This window comes from Nocardioides okcheonensis, from assembly GCF_020991065.1.
Taxonomy (GTDB): domain Bacteria; phylum Actinomycetota; class Actinomycetes; order Propionibacteriales; family Nocardioidaceae; genus Nocardioides; species Nocardioides okcheonensis.
In genome coordinates this window covers 1,412,056-1,429,939 of record NZ_CP087710.1, presented here as the reverse complement: position 1 = coordinate 1,429,939, position 17,884 = coordinate 1,412,056, and the positions used below count along the sequence as shown (strand labels likewise).

The 17,884-nt window shown below is 73.6% G+C and carries 15 protein-coding genes; 3 read left to right on the top strand and 12 right to left on the bottom strand.

Annotated features, from left to right (window positions below; all coding sequences use genetic code 11):
• Positions 1–9: 9 nt before the first annotated feature.
• Genes LN652_RS06780 through LN652_RS06770 form a run of 3 tightly spaced genes read right to left on the bottom strand, consistent with a single transcriptional unit; the run spans position 10 to position 3,599 of the window.
• Complete coding sequence (locus tag LN652_RS06780; RefSeq protein WP_230443916.1) at positions 10–426, bottom strand: hypothetical protein; 417 nt, start codon at positions 424–426, stop codon at positions 10–12.
• A 15-nt stretch (positions 427–441) separates the two neighbouring features.
• Complete coding sequence (locus tag LN652_RS06775) at positions 442–3,027, bottom strand: rhamnan synthesis F family protein (RefSeq protein WP_230443915.1); 2,586 nt, start codon at positions 3,025–3,027, stop codon at positions 442–444.
• Entirely contained in the window at positions 3,024–3,599 is a 576-nt protein-coding gene (locus LN652_RS06770; protein ID WP_230443914.1) for a hypothetical protein, read from the bottom strand. Before LN652_RS06770 ends, LN652_RS06775 begins: the two co-directional genes overlap by 4 nt.
• Positions 3,600–3,698: 99 nt before the next feature.
• Between LN652_RS06770 and lhgO the strand changes: the two genes are divergently transcribed.
• A complete protein-coding gene (gene lhgO, locus LN652_RS06765) occupies positions 3,699–4,919 on the top strand; it encodes an L-2-hydroxyglutarate oxidase (RefSeq protein ID WP_230443913.1) in 1,221 nt (406 codons plus the stop codon).
• Between the two features lie 32 nt (positions 4,920–4,951).
• Here lhgO and LN652_RS06760 read toward each other — a convergent pair whose 3' ends face one another.
• Positions 4,952–6,043: a lysylphosphatidylglycerol synthase transmembrane domain-containing protein gene (locus LN652_RS06760; protein WP_230443912.1), complete on the bottom strand. Its 1,092-nt coding sequence runs from the start codon at positions 6,041–6,043 to the stop codon at positions 4,952–4,954.
• A gap of 89 nt (positions 6,044–6,132) precedes the next feature.
• Between LN652_RS06760 and LN652_RS06755 the strand changes: the two genes are divergently transcribed.
• Positions 6,133–7,044, top strand: a complete 912-nt coding sequence (locus LN652_RS06755) for a Gfo/Idh/MocA family protein (protein ID WP_230443911.1) — start codon at positions 6,133–6,135, stop codon at positions 7,042–7,044.
• Here the strand turns inward: LN652_RS06755 and LN652_RS22015 are convergent.
• The 3 genes from LN652_RS22015 to LN652_RS06735 are packed head-to-tail and all read right to left on the bottom strand — an operon-like array spanning position 7,031 to position 9,656.
• A complete protein-coding gene (locus tag LN652_RS22015; RefSeq protein WP_329958468.1) occupies positions 7,031–7,465 on the bottom strand; it encodes an acyltransferase in 435 nt (144 codons plus the stop codon). The genes LN652_RS06755 and LN652_RS22015 overlap by 14 nt on opposite strands.
• A 7-nt stretch (positions 7,466–7,472) precedes the next feature.
• A complete protein-coding gene (locus LN652_RS06740; RefSeq protein ID WP_230443910.1) occupies positions 7,473–8,396 on the bottom strand; it encodes an NAD-dependent epimerase/dehydratase family protein in 924 nt (307 codons plus the stop codon).
• Positions 8,397–8,450: 54 nt separating this feature from the next.
• Positions 8,451–9,656: a glycosyltransferase family 4 protein gene (locus LN652_RS06735; protein WP_230443909.1), complete on the bottom strand. Its 1,206-nt coding sequence runs from the start codon at positions 9,654–9,656 to the stop codon at positions 8,451–8,453.
• Positions 9,657–9,923: 267 nt separating this feature from the next.
• Here LN652_RS06735 and LN652_RS06730 point away from each other — a divergent pair, with 267 nt between their 5' ends.
• Positions 9,924–11,798 carry a DUF7657 domain-containing protein gene (locus LN652_RS06730; protein WP_230443908.1) on the top strand — a complete coding sequence of 625 codons (1,875 nt, stop codon included), beginning with the start codon at positions 9,924–9,926 and terminating at the stop codon, positions 11,796–11,798.
• Positions 11,799–11,884: 86 nt separating this feature from the next.
• Here the strand turns inward: LN652_RS06730 and LN652_RS06725 are convergent, their stop codons facing one another.
• The 5 genes from LN652_RS06725 to LN652_RS06705 all read right to left on the bottom strand — a co-directional run bounded on the left by LN652_RS06725 (position 11,885) and on the right by LN652_RS06705 (position 17,842).
• Positions 11,885–12,997: a DegT/DnrJ/EryC1/StrS family aminotransferase gene (locus LN652_RS06725; RefSeq protein ID WP_230443907.1), complete on the bottom strand. Its 1,113-nt coding sequence runs from the start codon at positions 12,995–12,997 to the stop codon at positions 11,885–11,887.
• A gap of 55 nt (positions 12,998–13,052) precedes the next feature.
• The gene (locus LN652_RS06720) at positions 13,053–13,745 is read right to left on the bottom strand and encodes an acyl-ACP--UDP-N-acetylglucosamine O-acyltransferase family protein (protein ID WP_230443906.1); all 693 of its coding nucleotides are present in this window, start codon (positions 13,743–13,745) and stop codon (positions 13,053–13,055) included.
• Positions 13,746–13,771: 26 nt separating this feature from the next.
• A complete protein-coding gene (locus LN652_RS06715; protein ID WP_230443905.1) occupies positions 13,772–14,917 on the bottom strand; it encodes a DegT/DnrJ/EryC1/StrS family aminotransferase in 1,146 nt (381 codons plus the stop codon).
• A gap of 97 nt (positions 14,918–15,014) precedes the next feature.
• Complete coding sequence (locus LN652_RS06710) at positions 15,015–16,454, bottom strand: hypothetical protein (protein ID WP_230443904.1); 1,440 nt, start codon at positions 16,452–16,454, stop codon at positions 15,015–15,017.
• Entirely contained in the window at positions 16,451–17,842 is a 1,392-nt protein-coding gene (locus LN652_RS06705; protein ID WP_230443903.1) for a hypothetical protein, read from the bottom strand. The genes LN652_RS06710 and LN652_RS06705 overlap by 4 nt, the downstream gene beginning before the upstream one ends.
• Positions 17,843–17,884 lie beyond the last annotated feature (42 nt).

The window sequence follows — 17,884 nt, the reverse complement described above, 5'->3', positions numbered from 1 at the left end:
AGGACCAGGTCACCCGAGGTCCGCCGGGGCACGGTCCGGCGCAGGTACGCCGACGGGGTCCTGCCGCCGCAGCAGCATCCGTCGCTGCACCTCCCGCTCGGGGGACCCGTCGTCGGTGGTGTCGTTGCCGTCCGTCCCGACCAGCCACACCAGCCCGCGGCCGTGGCCCGGGTTCAGGAGCTCCTGCGCCGGGTCGTCGCGCACGAGCGCCACGGCGTAGGTCAGGGTGTCGCCCGCCCGTCGCTGGGCCCAGTCGATCACCTGGAGCACGTCGGCGCCGGTGATGTCGTAGGTGTCGGTCGACCCGGGCGTCGAGTCCGGGCCGCTGCCGTGCAGGTAGACCCGGAACCGGGGTGCGGGGTCCTCCCACGAGCTGTCCCGCTCGTCGACCTGCCGCACCTCCATCGACCGCCCCTGCGTGCTCATCGCGCCACCGTGGCGTCAGGCCCCCGCGCCGCCCTCCAGCGCGGCCTCCTCGGCCAGCCAGTCGTCGACCGGCTGGTAGGTGCGCTTGATCGCCAGCACCACGCGCTCGGCGGCGTGCCCGTCGCTGTGGACGTGCAGCGCGCGCCCCCACGACACGTAGGCCGGGTCGGGGCCGGCGCCGAGCGCCGCGTCGAGCGCCGCGACGAGGCCGTCGGAGCCGGTGGCCGGCAGCGGCACGTGCGCCGCGTCGTCCCCGGCCAGCAGGCTGACCGCGGGACGCTCGAGGACGGCCCAGTCGGCGAGGTCCGCCGCCGAGCCGGAGACCAGCGCGTCGGCGAGGCGCCACGCGGTCTCGGGGTGGACCGGCATCGGGGTCTGCGAGGTCCCCGACAGCAGCCGGTCGTCGGCGAGGTCGAGCAGCGGGTCGGGCAGGGGGGAGGTCTCGGCGGCCCCGCGGCGCAGGCCGACCGCGACGTCGGGGTGCGCCGCCGCCCACCGGGCGAGGCCGGACAGGTCGATCCGGGCGCCCCAGGGCTCGACGACGACCAGGCGGCGCCCGGCCAGCACCCGCCGCAGCCGGGCCAGCTCGCCGACGTGGGCCTTCGCCAGGTCTGCCTCGTCGCGGACGAGCAGGTCGATGCGCGGCGAGCCGAGGGCCCAGACCCCGCCGTCGTCGAGGCGCGGCAGGTCCGCGGCCGCGGCGGCGCCCTCCGGTCCCGCCACGACGGCGACCCGGGTGAGGGAGTCGTCGAGCCGTACGGCGCTGGTGTCGCGGGTGCCCCACGCGTCGCCGTCGCCGTCGAGCGCGACGGCCGGCGCCGCCAGACCGGTCGGGCGGCCGAGCTGGACGAAGCGGTGGTGGCGCTGCGAGAGCGGGTGGTTGACGTCGGAGCGCGGCCCGACGTGGGTGAGGATCGTGCCCATCCGCAGGGCGTACATCTGACCGGGCGGGCTCTCGGTGGGCGTCCGGACGACGTTCTGCCCCGACGCGTCGAGCCGGCGGGCTCCCTCGAGCACGATCTTCTTCACCGACGCGTCGTCGCGCACCGCGTCGAAGACCGCGCGGACGGCGCCGCTGAGCATCCCGGTGCGGGGGTCGGCGGGGAAGCCCCACCAGTGGTCGAACGACGGCACCCACCGGTCCTCGTCGGCGAAGGTCTGCGACCCCAGCGGCTGGGGCAGGTCGATCGTGCCGTCGGGGCGGGTGGTGATGGCGAAGCTGCGGTGCAGGCTCCACGCCGGCGCCACGCGCCGCAGGTTGCGCTCCATCGCCTCGACGTCGGCGCCGGGCGCCTTGTCCAGCACCCGCTGCTTCCAGTGCTTGAGGTCTGGCGCGGAGAACGGGTTCTCGTAGAGGAACTGCCGCTTCAGCAGCGGGAACCCGTCGTCCATCAGGTCGAACGCCGACTCCCGATAGACCGGGTGGTAGGGGAGGATCCCGTCGACGAAGGTGCCGAGGTGGAAGCCGCTCAGCACCAGGTGGCGGGAGAAGCCGATCTCGTACTTGAGGATGATGGCGGTCTTGTCGCGCTGCTTGGCGACCGTCTCGAGGCGGCGGCGGAAGCCGGCGTCCTGCACGACGCGGCGCCGGTAGACCAGGAAGTACGACCCGACGTGCAGGAAGTCGGAGTAGCGCCACAGGTCGGGCCGGCGCATCTGCTCCTCGAGCTCGTCGAGGTCGAGCCGACGCCCGAGCCGCTCGTGGTCGAGGACGGTGAAGTCCTCGTAGGTCGCCTGGAGGCCCCACCAGTCGCACGTGGTGGCGTCCATCTTGGCGAACACGCGGTCCAGCGGCTGCACGAGCCAGGCCGAGTCGTTGGCCAGCATCATCTCGTCGTACTGGTCGATCACGTCCCAGCCGACGAGCTCGGTGGCGAGCATCGCGTAGGAGCCGAAGTCGTAGCGTCCGTGCCGGATCGCCCAGGCGCCCTCGGTGTACGGCGCGAGCTTCTCCAGCTCGCCGTCCTCGAGCTCGCAGTCGGCGAGGTAGTAGACGTCGGCGAAGCGGCTGAGGTCGGCGAGGTAGGTCACGACGGTCGGGTCGATGATCCCGTCGACGTCGAAGCCCGCGAACAGGCACACCCGCCGCGGCGCGGCGACCGGCGGCTCCGGCGGCTCGAGCTCGTGGACGTCGGGCTGCACCGACAGGCCGTGGCGGCGCCCCTCGAGGGTGTGGTGGACCAGCGGGTTGACCTCGTCGGTCTCGGGGTCGAGGTGGGTGTAGGTGTAGTGCCAGAGGTCGAAGCCGGGGGAGGGGTGGCGCATCTCGTGCCAGCCGCGCTCGACGAAGTGGATCGCCTGCTCGGGGCTGAGGCAGAGGTTCCAGTGCAGGTCGGGGTTGTGCACGAGGTAGCCGAGCTCGTCGAACAGCCCGCTCGCGCGGACGACCGCGACCTCCGCCGCCACCACGTCGTCGGGGTCCGGCGGGTCGGCGTCGGCCGCGCCGGGACCGAGCGGCGGCAGGCCGTGCTCGATCACCTCGGCGAGCATCCGCTCCCGCTCCTCCGGGGATGCGGCGGCCCAGCCGGGCACGAAGGCGCGCCACCGCGCCGTGAACTCGGCCAGCGGCAGGGGCGTCCCCGGGGCGGTCGGTGCGGTCACAGGTGGACGTCGTGGGCCGGGGACGACGCGCCGTCGGCGTCGTCGGCGCGGTCGTGGAGGTGGCCGTGGCGCGCCGCGTGCAGCAGCGGCGGCAGGTCGCTCCCGGCGGCCTCGGGGTGCTCCTCGAGGTAGCGCTTGGTGGAGAACCGCGGCCCCGGGTCGAGGCGGGCGGCGTGGCGGACGTAGTGCAGCGCCGGGCTCAGGCCCGACCGGGCTGCCTTCGGGTGGGTGCGGACGTACCAGGCGCCGTCGAAGCGGTCGCTGGCCTCGACCTCGCGGACCAGGTCGGCCTCGGGGTCGGCGGACGCGCCGCGGCCGAGCAGCCGGCCCACGCCGGACGCGGACGGCCGCGAGGACCAGTACGCCTCGGACAGCGAGGTCGCGAGCGCCTCGGAGAGGACGTCGACCTGCTCGCGGAGCCGGGCCCGCTGGCGACGGGCGCGCTGGAGGTCCTCGGTGGTGTGCTCGAGCTCGATCTGCCACCACTTGAGCTCGCGCCCGGACTGGCGCAGCGCCTTCTCGGCCCGTGCCAGCCGGAGGCCGTCGTCGCCCTGGTCTCCCCGCTCGTCCACGGGGCAGCACCTTACCCGCAGCCCACCCCCGCCCCGGCCGGTACCTATGCTGTCGCCCGACCTCGCACCACCACGACCCACCGCGCCGGAGGACCCCCAGTGGCCGACACCTTTGACCACGTCGTCGTCGGCGGAGGCATCGTCGGCGCGGCGACCGCCTGGACGCTGAGCCGGCGCCACCCCGACCGCAGCGTGCTGCTGCTCGACAAGGAGCCCGAGTTCGGCCGGCACCAGACCGGCCACAACAGCGGCGTCATCCACTCGGGGATCTACTACCAGCCGGGCAGCCTCAAGGCCGAGCTGTGCCGGGCCGGCGCTGCCGCCACCGAGGCCTTCGCGGAGGAGCACGGCATCCCGTGGCGGCGCATCGGCAAGCTGCTCGTCGCGACCGACGAGCGCGAGCTCGCGGGGATGCGCGCGCTCGCCGAGCGGGCCGAGGTCAACCGGATCGACGCGACCGTGCTGTCGGCCGCCGAGCTGCGCGAGCGCGAGCCGCACGTGGCCGGCCTCGGCGCGCTGTTCGTCTCCGCCACCGGCATCACCGACTACGGCATGATCAACCGGCGCCTCGCGGAGCTGGTCGAGGCGTCCGGCGGGACCCTGATGCGCGACACCCGGGTGCTCGGCATCCGGGAGACCGCGCAGGAGGTCGTGCTGACCACCAGCCGCGGCGAGGTCCGCGGCGCGCACGTGGTGTTCTGCGCCGGCGTGCAGGCCGACCGGGTCGCGGCGATGGCCGGGATCGAGGTCGACTTCGCGATGGTCCCGTTCCGCGGCGAGTACTACGACGTGCGCCCCGAGCGCGCCGACCTGGTCGACACCCTCGTCTACCCGATCCCCGACCCGGAGCTGCCGTTCCTCGGCGTGCACCTGACGCCCACCGTCGACGGCGGGCTCAACGTCGGCCCGAACGCGGTGCTCGGGCTCGCCCGCGAGGGCTACCCGAAGTTCTCCTTCGACCGCCGCGACTTCCGCGACATCGTCACGTTCCCCGGCATGTGGCACGTCGCACGAGCCAACGTCCGCACCGGCGTGCGCGAGATGCGCAACTCGCTGTCCAAGCGCGGCTACCTGCGCCTGTGCCAGAAGTACTGCCCCGACCTGCGCCTCGAGGACCTGACGCCGCGCGAGGCGGGGATCCGGGCCCAGGCGGTCATGCGCGACGGGTCGTTCGTCCACGACTTCCTGCTGCGCGACACCCCGCGCACGCTGCACGTCGTCAACGCGCCGTCGCCGGCCGCGACGTCGGCGCTGCCGATCGCCGGGCTGATCGTGGACCGGGTCGACGGCATCGAGCGGCCGGACCTCGCGGGGGCCTGAGCCCGGGTCGACCGGCGTGCCTGGAGCGGGGCTCAGACCTCGTCGTCGTCGACGCCCTGGTCGTGCGGGATCGGGCCGAAGTGGCGCCGCTCCCACCAGCCCAGACCGGCGGCGGTCGCGGCCGTGACCACGTCGGCCACGATGATCAGCACCCGGGAGACCGCGGCGAGGGCGATGGCCTCGCCCGACCCGATCGTCGGGGCGAGGGCCGTCACGATGACCAGCTCGCGGACGCCGGCGCCCGAGGGGAGCAGGAAGAAGAACAGCCCCGAGATCATCGCGATCGCCATCGTCCCGATGCACACGAGCAGGAACGACGCGCTGCCGTCGACGTCGGAGACGCCGCGGACCAGCAGCCACAGGTGGACGCCGAAGAAGCAGTACGACGCCACGGCCGCCAGCAGGGACAGCGCGATCGCGCGCATCCGCACCGGGTGGTCGGGCTGAGGACGGCGCAGCACCTTGAACCCCACCGACACGATCCACTGCAGGATCCGCGGGTGGAGGCACACCAGGCCGACGGGCAGCAGCAGGTAGAGCCAGACCAGCCCGCGCAGCGCCTCGTAGTCGCGGACGAAGCCCGGCAGCACGAGCGAGCCGGCGAGCAGCGCGGCGACCACCGCCACCGCCAGGGAGAACAGCGTCGCCGTGAAGATCCGGGCGCGGGCGAGCCCGGCGCGCCGGCCGAGCTCGATCTGGAGGAGGTAGGCCCACACCGAGCCGGGGAGGTACTTGCCGAGCTGGCCGACCAGGAAGATCTGCGCGCCGCGCGCGACGCCGATCGGCTCGCCGAGCTCGTCGACGAGGAGCTGCCAGCTCCAGGTGGACAGCAGGATCGCCACCGGCAGGGCGACGAAGGAGGGCAGCCAGTCGTGCCAGGAGAGCTCCGCGAGCGTCTCCTGGACGACCTCGTGGTTGGACCACAGCGCGTAGCCGGCGGCCAGCACGACCGCGACCACGAGGAGGATGCGCGCCCAGTGGATCAGCCGGCCGCGCAGGGTGTGCGCGGACTGGACTTCGGCGGACGTGGCGGATCCTTTCGTCGGGCGGCCGCTCCCCGAGGGCTCACCGGTGGCGGACGCACGCGCGCAGGAGGCGGCGTCCGGACCGCCATCTTGCCCCACGGGGGCGCGATGCGGCCAAAACGAGGGCCGTCGATAAGGTGCGGGCCATGTCTGGAGCACTGCGCATCGCACTCGTCGGATCCGGGTCCATGGGACGCAACCACGCGCGGGTCATCGCCACCGGTCCCCGGACCGAGCTCGCCGCGGTCATCGACCCGCACGAGGAGAGCGGCCTCGCCGTCGCCGAGCAGTACGGCTCCGCCTGGCAGCCCGACCTCGACGGCGTCGGCGGCTTCGACGCCGTGGTCGTCGCCGCGGCCACGGAGGCCCACCACGACATCGCCGCCGAGGTCATCGCCGCCGGGCGGCCGCTGCTCGTCGAGAAGCCGCTGTGCCCGTCGCTGGAGCAGTCCGAGGACCTCGTGCGCGCCTCGGAGGCCGCCGGGACGCCGCTGATGTGCGGCTTCCTCGAGCGCTTCAACCCCGCGGTGATGACCGCGATGAAGATGATCGAGGCGCCGGTCTACGTCCGCGCCCAGCGGCACTCGCCCTACGCGCCGCGCATCAAGACCGGCGTCGCCTGGGACCTGCTGGTCCACGACGTCGACCTGGTCGTGCGGGCTTTCGGCGAGCAGCAGCCCGAGTCGTTCGACGTCAGCGTGGGCCAGTTCCACCCCAGCAGCGTGCCGGGCGCCGAGGACGTCGTCGAGGCGGGCGTGCGGTTCACCGGCGGCGGCATCGCGTCGGTGTCGGCCAGCCGGCTCGGCCAGGTCAAGGTCCGCTCGATGGTGATCCAGGAGCTCGACCGGATGATCGAGATCGACCTGCTGCGCCGCGGTCTCACCAGCTACCGCCACTCCAGCATCGAGCCCGACGACGCCTTCGTCGGCTTCCGCCAGTTCACCGAGATCGAGGTCCCGGAGATCGGTGGCGCCGAGCCGCTGGTCTCCCAGCTCGCGCACTTCGTCGACCTCGTCGACGGCACGGTCGACGCCGACACCGAGCGGGCGAGCATCCTGCCGGCCCACCGCGTGGTGGACGAGGTCCTCAGGACCCGGTGACGAACCTCGGGTCGGTCGGGTCGTCGAGGTCGACCCGACCGATCTGACGCGCCGGTACGCCGCCGACGATCGCCCGGGCGGGCACGTCGGCCGTGACGACCGCGCCGGCGCCCACGACGGCCTCGTCGCCGATCGTGACGCCCATGTTGACCACGGCACCGGCGCCGATGAAGACCCGGTCGCCGATCGTCACCGGCTGCCGCTCCACCTCGGCGAAGCGGCGTCCCGAGACGCACCGCTTCGCCGAGGAGTGGGTGTAGATGTGCACGCCGGAGGAGATGTCGCACCCCCGGCCGATCGTGAGGCCGCCGGACGCGTCGATCACCGTGAAGGCACCGATCCAGGTGCCCTCTCCGACGCTCGGCTCGCCCACCACCCAGGCGTGCTCGTTCCAGGGGTTGGGCGGCAGTCCGGCGCTCACGACGGGCTCACTGGCCCCGGATGAGCTCGGTCATGCCCGAGCGCACGTCGATCGTCGGCTCGAAGCCGAGGACCTCCTTGGCGCGGGTGGTGTCGGCCGCGCGGCGGCTCACCAGCACGTCGCGGGGGTTGAACTGGGGCTCCACGTCGGCGCCGACCGCGTCGATGAGGATCCGCGCGAGGTCGGCGATCGAGGTGTCGATGCCGGTGCCGATGTTGACCGGCACGTTGGCCTGCTCCGACTCCAGCGCCAGCACGACCGAGCGCGCGATGTCGTGGACGTGGATGAAGTCCATCGACTGCTCGCCCTTGCCGTCGATGACCGGCGGCTCGCCGTTCTTGATCCGGTTGACGAAGTGGTTGATCACCGAGGTGTAGTACGCGGTGGTCTTCTGGCCGGGGCCGTAGACGTTGAAGAACCGCAGCGCGACCCACGAGAGGTTCGCCCGACGCTGGTAGTAGGCCAGCAGGTCCTCGCCGGCACGCTTGGCGATGCAGTAGGGCGTGATCGGGAGGAGCTTGTCGTCCTCGTGCATCGGCAGCCGCTCCGGGTCGCCGTAGACCGACGCGGAGGAGCAGTAGACGAGGCGGTCCACGCCGTGGTCGGCCGCGGCCGCGAACACGTTGTGGTTGCCGATCATGTTGATGTCCATGGACTCGTACGGGTCGGCCTGGCTCTTGTTGATCGACACCGCTGCCGCGTGGATGACCTTGGAGCAGCCCTTCATCGCGGCGTGCACGGCACCGCCGTAGCGCACGTCCTGGTCGATGAGCTCGACGTCGTCACCGAGCTTGGCGACGGCGTCGCGGTCGCCGCGGAACATGTTGTCGAAGATGCGGACCTTGTAGTCCTTCTCGAGCAGCATGGGGACGACGTGCATGCCGATGAAGCCGGCACCGCCGGTGAAGAAGACGGTTTCCTTCGAGCTCATCTGGTGGTTCTCCTCAGGTGGGTGGTGCGGTGGGTTCTGGACGTGGGGTGCCGGTCAGCGGCGGGCGGCCTGGGGGGCCGGCGTCGCGCACAGCTCCTCCAGCACCTCGAGGTGGCGGTCGAGCACCCGCTCGAGCGCGAAGTGCTCGTCGACGATCGCCGCCGCCTTCTCGCCGACCACGCGGGTCGCCTCGGGGTCGTCGAGCGCCAGCGTGATCCGCTCGGCGAGGCCGGCGACGTCGCCGGGGCGGCACATGAAGATGTCGTCGCCGTCGACCATCGGGACGCCGGGGAAGTTGTCGATGCGGCCCCAGGCGACCACGGGGGTGCCGGCGGCCATCGACTCCAGGGTGGCGGTGCCGAGGCCGAGGCCCTGCTCGTGGGTCTCGACGGTCGCCGCGGCGAGCAGGTGCGGGATGTCGGCCTTGGGCATCGCGCCGAGGGCGGTCACGGCGTGCGCGACGCCGAGCTCCTCCGCGCGCTGCTGGAACAGGTCGTAGTAGACCCGGCCGACGACGACCAGCTTGGCATCGGGGTGGCGCTCCAGGACGGCGGGCAGCGCCTCGACGACGCCGAGCCGGTCCCGGACCGGGATCACGTGCCCGATGGAGAGGATGATCGGCGCGTCCGGCCCGACGCCCGCGAGCTCGCGGCCCCGTGCGGCGTCGCCGGCGCGCACCCACGCGGGGTCGACGCCGACGGGGATCGCCACCAGGTCGCGGTAGCGGCCGGCGTAGCGCTCCTTGATGTAGTCGTCCATGTAGGAGTCCATGACGACCAGCGAGGGGCGGTAGCGGCGCAGGCGCGGCGCGACGAGGGTGGCGTCGAGGAACCGGAACGCGTGCCGGTAGGCGGCCGCGGGGTTCTCGAGGCGGGTGTGGATGCTGAGCAGCACCGGGACGTCGTGGCGCCGGGCCCAGGCGCCGGTGGCCCAGGTGAGGTCCATGAACTGCCCGTGCTGGTGGATCACGTCGGGGCGGAACTCGTCGAGCAGGCGGGACAGGCGGCGGCGCAGGCTCGGGCGGGTGGCGAAGGAGATGTCGAACGACACCGCGAGCCGGCTCTCGGGGAGCACGAACGCGGGGAAGCGGACGACGCGGACGCCGTCGCGCCACTCCTCGGCCGGTGCGTCCTGGTAGGCCGCGGTGACGACGAGCACCTCGTGCCCGCGCGCCGCGTAGCCCCGGGCGAGGGCGTCGCTGAGGTGGGCGCTGCCCCCCACGCGCGGCGGGTAGAAGTTGTTGACCACGACGATGCGCACTCAAGGACCCCGATCGATTTTCTGCGCCGACAAACCGAACCACCATAACGAGGTCCGACACCCTCCTCCCAATCCGTCGGGGCGCGTCCCGGAGGCCGGGCGGGCCGTCCCCGTGCAGTAGCCTGACCGCCGCTCGGACGCAGACACGGGGAGGCCGTCATCACCAGCACGACATCGGAGCCGTCGGCTCCGCCCGAGCCGTCCGCGGATCCCGTCGCGACCACGGCGCCGTGGCGCCTGCGCGGTTCCTGGGCCGACCGGCTCGAGGTGCTGCTGCCGCTGCTCGCGTACGTCGTGATCACCCTCGGCGGGCTCACCACCTCCTCGCTCGGCCTGCTGTCCGTCGCCGGCGACGGCAGCGGCGCCGACCAGTGGGGCGACTCGCTGCCGATCCGCAGCGACGAGTGGCTGACCCAGGCGCCCATCGACCTCTCGGTGCTCGCCAACGGCTCGTCGAGCGCGCCCGCGCTCTCCCAGGACCCGGACCTGATCTACCAGATCTCCTCCGGCCAGGTCGTCGAGTCGGTGCTGTTCCACGAGGGCAACCTGCTGCGGCTGGGGGAGTGGCTGCCCGACACGATGCTCTTCGCGGCGTTCCGGGCCTGGCCGTGGCTGCTCCTCGTGCTCGCCCTGCCGCCCCTCCTGCGCCGCCTGGGTGCGTCCCGGCCGATGTCGTGGCTCGGCCTGGTGCTGGTCTTCCTCGCCCCGGCGTCGCTGTGGTGGTCGTTCATGCCGGTGCGGATCATGGCCTTCGCGGCCGCCGGCAGCTATGTCCTGTGGCTCGCGCGCGACCGGATGGTCGCCGGCAGACGGGTCACCGCGGTGCTCCAGGCCGCCGTCGCCGGGATCCTGCTGGCCCGCCTGGTGACCTACTACGTGCCGTGGTCGCTGACCCTCGGCGTGCCGCTCGTCGTGGCGACCGGCGTGTACCTCGTCGCCGACCGGCTGACCCGACGTCAGGCGCTGGTGACGGTCGGCGCCGGAGCCCTGGTCTCCCTCGCCGTCCTGGCGGGCACGCTGCTGGAGAACGCCGCCTCGCTGTCGGCCGAGCTCAACACCGTCTACCCCGGCCTGCGCCGGGTCACCGGCGCCACCCAGACCCCCGCCCAGCTGCTCGGCGGGCCGGGGCTGTTCGAGATGGAGACGGCCGGCAGCCCGACCATCCTCAACCAGAGCGAGATCTCCTCGGCGTTCCTGGTCTGCGGGCTGTGGGCCGTCGTGGTCTGGCGACGGGCGTGGTCGCGCGCGACCACCGCCCAGCGCGGCGCGATCGTCACCCTCGCGGCCGCCACCGGGCTGTGGAGCTCGTGGGCGATGTTCCCGTGGGGTGCCCTCGGCGAGCACCTGCCGTTGCTGAGCTCGGTGCTCCCGGTGCGGGCCGCCCAGACCGTCGGCTACCCCGCGGCCCTGCTGCTCGTCCTGCTCGCCTCCCGCCTCGAGGGCCCGACGGCGCGGCTGGCCGCGGGCTCGGCCGCCGTCACCGCGGCCGCGACGGCGTTCGGCGTGGGCGACCTGCAGCGGGTGCTGCCGACCGTGCCGACGTGGCAGGTCTGGGTGTCGGTCCTCGCCGTGGCCGCGGTGACCTACGCCGTGACCCGGTGGCCGGCCCGGGCGTGGCCGGTCGTCGGCACCCTGGTGGTGTGCCTGCTCGCCGGCGCCGACACCAACCCGGTCGTCCACGGTGTCGGCCAGCTGCGGACCAGCCCCGCCGCCGACGCCGCCCGTGCGCTGGTGGCGCGTGCCGAGGACGAGGGCGTGCTGGTCGCCGCGAGCTCGCCGGCCGGCAACGCGATCCTCGTCGCCAACGGCGCGCCGATGCTCAGCGGCTACCAGGTCACCGGCCCGGTCGAGTCCGCGTGGCGCGAGGTCGACCCCGACGGGCAGTACGAGGAGATCTGGAACCGCGGGGCGAGCTACCTCCTCGTCGCGGGCGACGGTCCCCGCGAGGAGCCGACCATCGAGGCGACGGCACCCGACGTCATCGTGGTCCACGCCCACCCCTGCTGGCTCGCGGCCAGCGACCTCGACGTCGGCTACCTGGTGTCGACCACCGAGCTCACCGGCCCGTGCGTCCGGGAGGTCCGCTCGTTCGCGTGGAGCGGCGGCCCGCAGTACGTCTACGCCCTCCGCGACCGCGGCTGACCCACCCGGGGGCCGCGGCGGCCGGACGCGACGAGCGGCCGGCACCCGCAGGGCGCCGGCCGCTCGGCCGAGGTGCTGGCGGGCGCTCAGGCGCCGGCGCGGACCGTGGTGTTGACCGCGGTCACGATCCGCTCGAGGTCGGCCTCGGTGAGCGAGGGGTGGACGGGGAGCGAGATGACCTCGCGCGCGACCTGCTGGGTCACCGGCAGCTCGAGGCCCTCGGCGTAGCGGGTCAGCGACGCGAGCTGGTGGTTCGGGATCGGGTAGTAGACGCCCGAGCCGACCTGGTGCTCCTCGCGCATCGCGGCGACGATCCGGTCGCGCTCGTCACCGTCGACCTTGATCGTGTACTGGTGGTAGACGTGGGTCGCGTCGGCGGCGACCGGCGGCACCACGACGCCCTCGAGGTGGCGGTCGAGGTAGGCCGCGTTGTCCTGGCGGACCTTGGTCCAGCCCTCGACCTTGGTGAGCTGGACCCGGCCGATGGCGGCGTGGATGTCGGTCATCCGGGCGTTGAACCCGACGACCTCGTTGGCGTACTGGCGCTCCATGCCCTGGTTGCGCAGCAGCCGCACCATGCGGGCGATCTCCTCGGTGGCGCAGGAGACCATGCCGCCCTCGCCCGAGGTCATGTTCTTGGTGGGGTAGAGGCTGAACATCGCGAAGTCGCCGAAGGTGCCGACCTGGGCGCCCTTCCACGTCGCGAGGTGCGCCTGCGCGGCGTCCTCGAAGAGGCGCAGGTCGTGCTCGTCGGCGACCGCCTTCAGCGCGTCGACGTCGGCCGGGTGGCCGTAGAGGTGCACCGGCATGATCGCAGCGGTGTTCTCGGTGACGGCGGCGCGGACGCTGTCGGCGTCGAGGCAGAAGAAGTCGGGCTCGACGTCCGCGAAGACCGGGGTGGCGCCGGTGAGCGCGACCGAGTTCGCGGTGGCCGCGAAGGTGAACGACGGCACGATGACCTCGTCGCCCGGGCCGATGCCCGCGGCCAGCAGCCCGAGGTGGAGCGCGGAGGTGCCGGAGTTGACCGCCACCGCCGTACGACCGCCGGTGACCGCGGCGCCGAACTCCTGCTCGAACGCGGCGACCTCGGGGCCCTGCGCGATCATGCCGGAGCGCATCACGCGGTCCACGGCGGCGCGCTCGTCGTCGCCGACGATCGGCTTGGCGGGCGGGATGAACGGGAGGGAGTCGGCGGACATGGGTTGCCTTTCGGTGCTGGCGTCTGCTGTCGGTGCGGGGGACTGGGGGCCGGCGTCAGCCGGAGGTGCGCTCGAGCCACGCCTCGACGGGCGCGCGCAGGGGCTCCTGGAGCCCCGAGGTGTCGCGCGAGCCCTCGAGCACGACGGCCGCGAGCGGCGCGTGCTGCTCGGCCGGAACGCCGAGGCGGTCGAGGCGGTAGGTGTTCAGGCGGGCGGGACGGGCCGGCACGCCCATGCTCACCACGAAGGGCGGCAGCTCGCGGGTGACGGCCGACTGCATGCCGATCATCGAGCCCTCGGGGACGGTCAGCCGCTGGTGGACGACGGTGCCGAGGCCCAGGTTGGCGCCGTCGCCGATCGTGACGTGGCCGGCGGCGACCACCATCGCGGAGAGCGTGACCTCGTCGCCGAGCCGGCAGTCGTGGTTGACGTGGGCCTTCGACATGAGGAACCCGTCGTCGCCGAGGGACGTCTCGTGCGCCCACCCGCCGCTGACGGTCACCATCTCCTTGAGCACGTTGCGCGAGCCGATGACGACCGGGTTGCCGTCGAACGGCTCCTCCCACGAGGCGGTCATGTCGTGGCCGCGGACCTCCGCTGCGCCGCCGACGACGACGTGGGAGGCGAGGTAGTTGCCGTCACCGAGGGTGACCCGGCCCTGCAGCACGCAGAAGGGTCCGACGACGTTGTCCTCACCGAGGGTGACCTCGGGGCCGATGACCGCGGTGGGGTGGATCCGGTTGCTCACGTCCGTGGTGCTCCTGTGCCCGCCGGTCAGCGGCGCACGGCCGGGTCGGCGAGGACGGCGCGCAGCTGCTCGGCGACGTAGTCGAGGTCGTCCTCGACCAGGTTGGCGTGCATCGGCAGCGCGAACTGCGAGGTGAACAGCCGCGCCGACACCGGGCACACGTCCGACGTGCCGTAGACCGGCTGGACGTGCGAGGCGTACGTGCCGAAGTTGCTGCCGACGCCGCGCTCGCGCAGCGCGACCACGACGGCGTCGCGGTCGACCGAGTCGTGGGTGGTGACCAGGTAGGACTGGTACGGGTGGGTGCGGTCGGCGCCGACGACCGGGAGGTCGATGCCCTCGACGTCGCCGAGCCGCTCGGCGTAGCCGGCGGCCGCGGCGACCCGCGCCGCGACCAGGTCCGGGAGCCGCTTGAGCTGCACGCGCATCATCGCGGCCTGCACGTCCGACATCCGGTAGTTGTAGCCCGCGGTGTCGAAGGACGGGACCGCCAGCGCGGCCGAGCCCTCGCGGCTCACGGCCGGCGCGATGCCGTAGGTGTGCAGCTTGCGGGCGAGGTCCATCTTCGCGGTGTCGTCGCCGACCAGCGCGCCGCCCTCGCCGGCGGTGATGCCCTTGCGGCCGTGGAAGCTGAAGGCGGCCAGGTCGGCCAGGCTGCCCGCGGGCCGGCCCTTGTAGGTCGCGCCCGCGGAGCACGCGGCGTCCTCGACGACCCACAGGCCGTGGCGGCGGGCGAGGGCGTTGAGCTCGTCGTAGTCGGCCGGCTGGCCGACCATGTCGACCGCGATGATGCCGACGGTGCGCTCGTTGACCAGCGCGGCGGCGGCGTCGACGTCGATGGTGCCGGTGTCGGGGCGCACGTCGGCGAAGCGCGGCGTCGCGCCGGTCCACACGACCGAGTGGCCGGTCGCGGGGAAGGTGTAGTCGGCGACGATCACCTCGTCGCCGGGGCCCGCGCCGAGCACCTGCAGCGCGAGGTGGAGGGAGGACCCGCAGTTGGAGGTGGCCAGCGCGTGCGCCGTGCCGGCGCTCGCCGCGAGCTCGCCCTCGAAGGCCACGCAGGTCGGACCGGCGCCGGAGAGCCAGCCGCTCGCGAACACCTCGCGGAGCGCCTCGATCTCCTCCTCGCCCACCGTGGGCTGTCCGAGTGCGACCTGACGGGTGGCGTTCATGCGGGACCTTCCGGGTTCGTGGCCGCGGGTGCGGGCCGGGTCTGGCGGACGTCCCAACCTAGACGCTCGCGAAGGGGGTTCGGAAAACGACGGGAGGTCACCACGCGGTCACGCACCAGGCGACGACGGCCACCGTGCTGACCGTCCCCAGGACGCGGGCGAACCACGGGTGGTCGCGCGCCAGCAGCAGCACCACGAGCACGAACAGCGGGGCGAGGGAGATCGAGTAGCGCGACACGACGGGGAAGTCGATGCCGACGTTGATCGCGTTGAGCAGGCGCAGCAGCGGCGGGTAGGCGAGCAGGCCCAGCACGGTCGAGACCGCCGCCAGCTGCAGCACCCGCACCGGGGCCGTCGCGGGTGCGGCGGCGGGGGAGCGACGGGCCGGGGCCGGGTCGCGGCGCCGGAGCACGCCGGTGGCGGCGGCCACCAGGCCGCCGGTGACGATCGCGGTGACCAGCAGCGGCATCCCGACGCCGGCCGAGCGGATCCACACGCGGACCGTCCCGAGGTCGGGTCGCACCAGGCTGCCGTCCTCGACCCACGGCAGGTGCGAGGCGAAGACCTCGGCCCAGACGCCGAGGGCGATCTTGTCCCAGCCGGTGGCGGCGTAGGCGGCGTAGATGACGTCGTTGCCGACGGTCGCCCGGGCGCTGATGAAGAACCCGAAGGCGAGGATCGGGCCGACGAGGAGGGCGGCCAGGACGCCCGCGTGCCACCAGCGGGGGTCCCACGCGCTGTTGAAGCGGCGTCCGCGCGCCTTGAGCACGAGGCCGAGCAGCACGGCGAGGAGGAACACGCCCGCCGGCAGGGACGCGGTCACCGCGACCGCGGCGCTCGCGGCGGTGGCGCCCGCGAGCCAGCCGAAGCCGCGGCCGGTCATCATCCAGCGCAGCCCCGCGCCGGCGACGAGGGCACCGCACAGCACCGCCGCCGACATCGGGTTGACCATGGTCGAGTAGACGAGCACCGACGGGGCGGCGACGGGGGTGAAGGCGGCGGCCACCTGGCCGGCCGGCCCGAGCCCGAGGCGGCGAGCGACCCACGCGCAGAGCGCCATGCCGGCCGCGGCGACGACCGCGGCGAACTGCCGGTAGGTGTCGATGTCCCAGCGCGGGTCCGGGGCGACGAGGTCGACCCCCCTGCGGAAGACCTCGCCAGCGACGAAGTAGGTCGGGTAGTGGATGTAGCCGGTGGTGAGGGCGCCGGACGACATCGGCAGCCGGTCGGCGCGGGCCTTCGGCGAGCCGCAGGGGGCCTTGAAGGTGATGCTCTGGTGGCCGGTGTAGCAGGTCCAGGTGTCGACCAGCGGCCGTCCGAACTCGGCGCCGCGGTACGGGTAGCTGCCGCGGTGCACCTTGAACGCGGTGTCGGCGTGGGCGACCTCGTCGACGGGGGAGAGCGGCTTGCCCTCGCTGGCGAGGCGCCAGGTGGTCACCAGGGTCAGCAGCAGCCCGGCGACGAGGACCCCGACCCCGAGGGCGGACGCCACGCGGGAGCGGAGCCGCCCGCGGGCGGAGGTGGCCGGCGCGCTCACCAGACCGCCAGTGCCACGCCGAGGACGCCGCCCACGCCGAGCAGCGCCAGCCCGCGCGCGAGCACGGGCCGGGTGGGCGACGTCAGCAGCACCAGCCACACGAGCAGCGGCGTGAAGGGCATCGCGTAGCGGGAGACGATCGGGTAGTCGAAGCCGACGTTGAGGGCGTTGCTGATCCGCATGGCGGGCGGGAACAGCAGCAGCGCGACGAGGGCGGAGATGACCAGGAGCGGCACGACCGCGATCGTACGAGCGCCGGTCCGCGGGGCGCGCGGCGCGGTCACCCCACGCGCCGCGGCGACGACGAGGCAGGCGAAGACGGCCAGCGTCAGCCACAGCGGGACGCCCTGCACCGCGGCGCGCAGCACGTGCTGCACCAGGGGCGCGTCCTCGGCCGCGGACAGCGAGGTCGTCTCGTACCACGGGGTGTGCAGGATCGAGAGCTCCCAGACCCCGCCCGCGATGATGTTGGAGAGGCCGTCGAGCGAGGCGAAGGCGTAGAGCTCGTCGTTGCTGATGGTGGCGCGCGAGGAGATGAACGCGCCGTAGCCGATGACGGGGCCGACCACGAGCACGCCGAGGACCGCCAGCTGCCACCAGCGCGGCTGCCACGTGCCGGCGACCTGCCAGCCGAGGCGGCGCAGCACCAGGACGGCGGCCATCGCGACCATGAACGCACCGGCGGGGAGGGAGTCGACCACGGCGAGGGACGCCCCGAGCGCGGTCGCCGCCGCCAGCGGCCAGAACCCGCCGCGACCCAGCGCCCAGCGCAGGCCGGCCCAGGCGATCAGCGCGCCGGTGAGGACGGCCGTCGACTGCGGGTTGGCGATGGTGCCGTAGAGCAGGATCCCGGCCGTCGCGGACGGGACGAAGGTCGCCGCCACCAGCGCTGCCCCGCGGAACCCGAGCCGTCGGCCGGCGAGGAGGCACGCCGCGACGCCGAGGACGCTCAGCAGTGTCGCGAAGTGGCGGTAGGTGTCGACGAAGGAGTCCGCGTCGTCGGTGCTGCTGACGGCGTCGACCGCCGTGCGATAGCCCTCGGCGGCGACGAAGTAGGTGGGGTAGTGGATGTAGCCGGAGCTGTGGATGCCCGACGGCAGCGAGTTCGGGCCGAGGTCGGGGTGGTCGCACGGCGCCATGGCGGCGCCCGCCTCGTGCCCGACGCCGCAGGCCCACTCGCGCACGACCTCCATGGTCATCAACGACCCGCGGTGCGGGAAGTCGCCGCGGTGCACGTGGGCGTGGGTGTCGAGGTGCATGTGCTCGTCGACGGCGCTCATCGGCCGGTCCGACCCGGCCTCGCGCCACAGCGCGGTCAGCAGCACCAACAAGGTCCCCGCCAGCACCACCGGCACCAGCCACGGGCGCGACGGTGTGTCCTTGCGCACGGATCTCTCCCCCTTCAGCGTCCGGCGACGGGCAGCACCTAA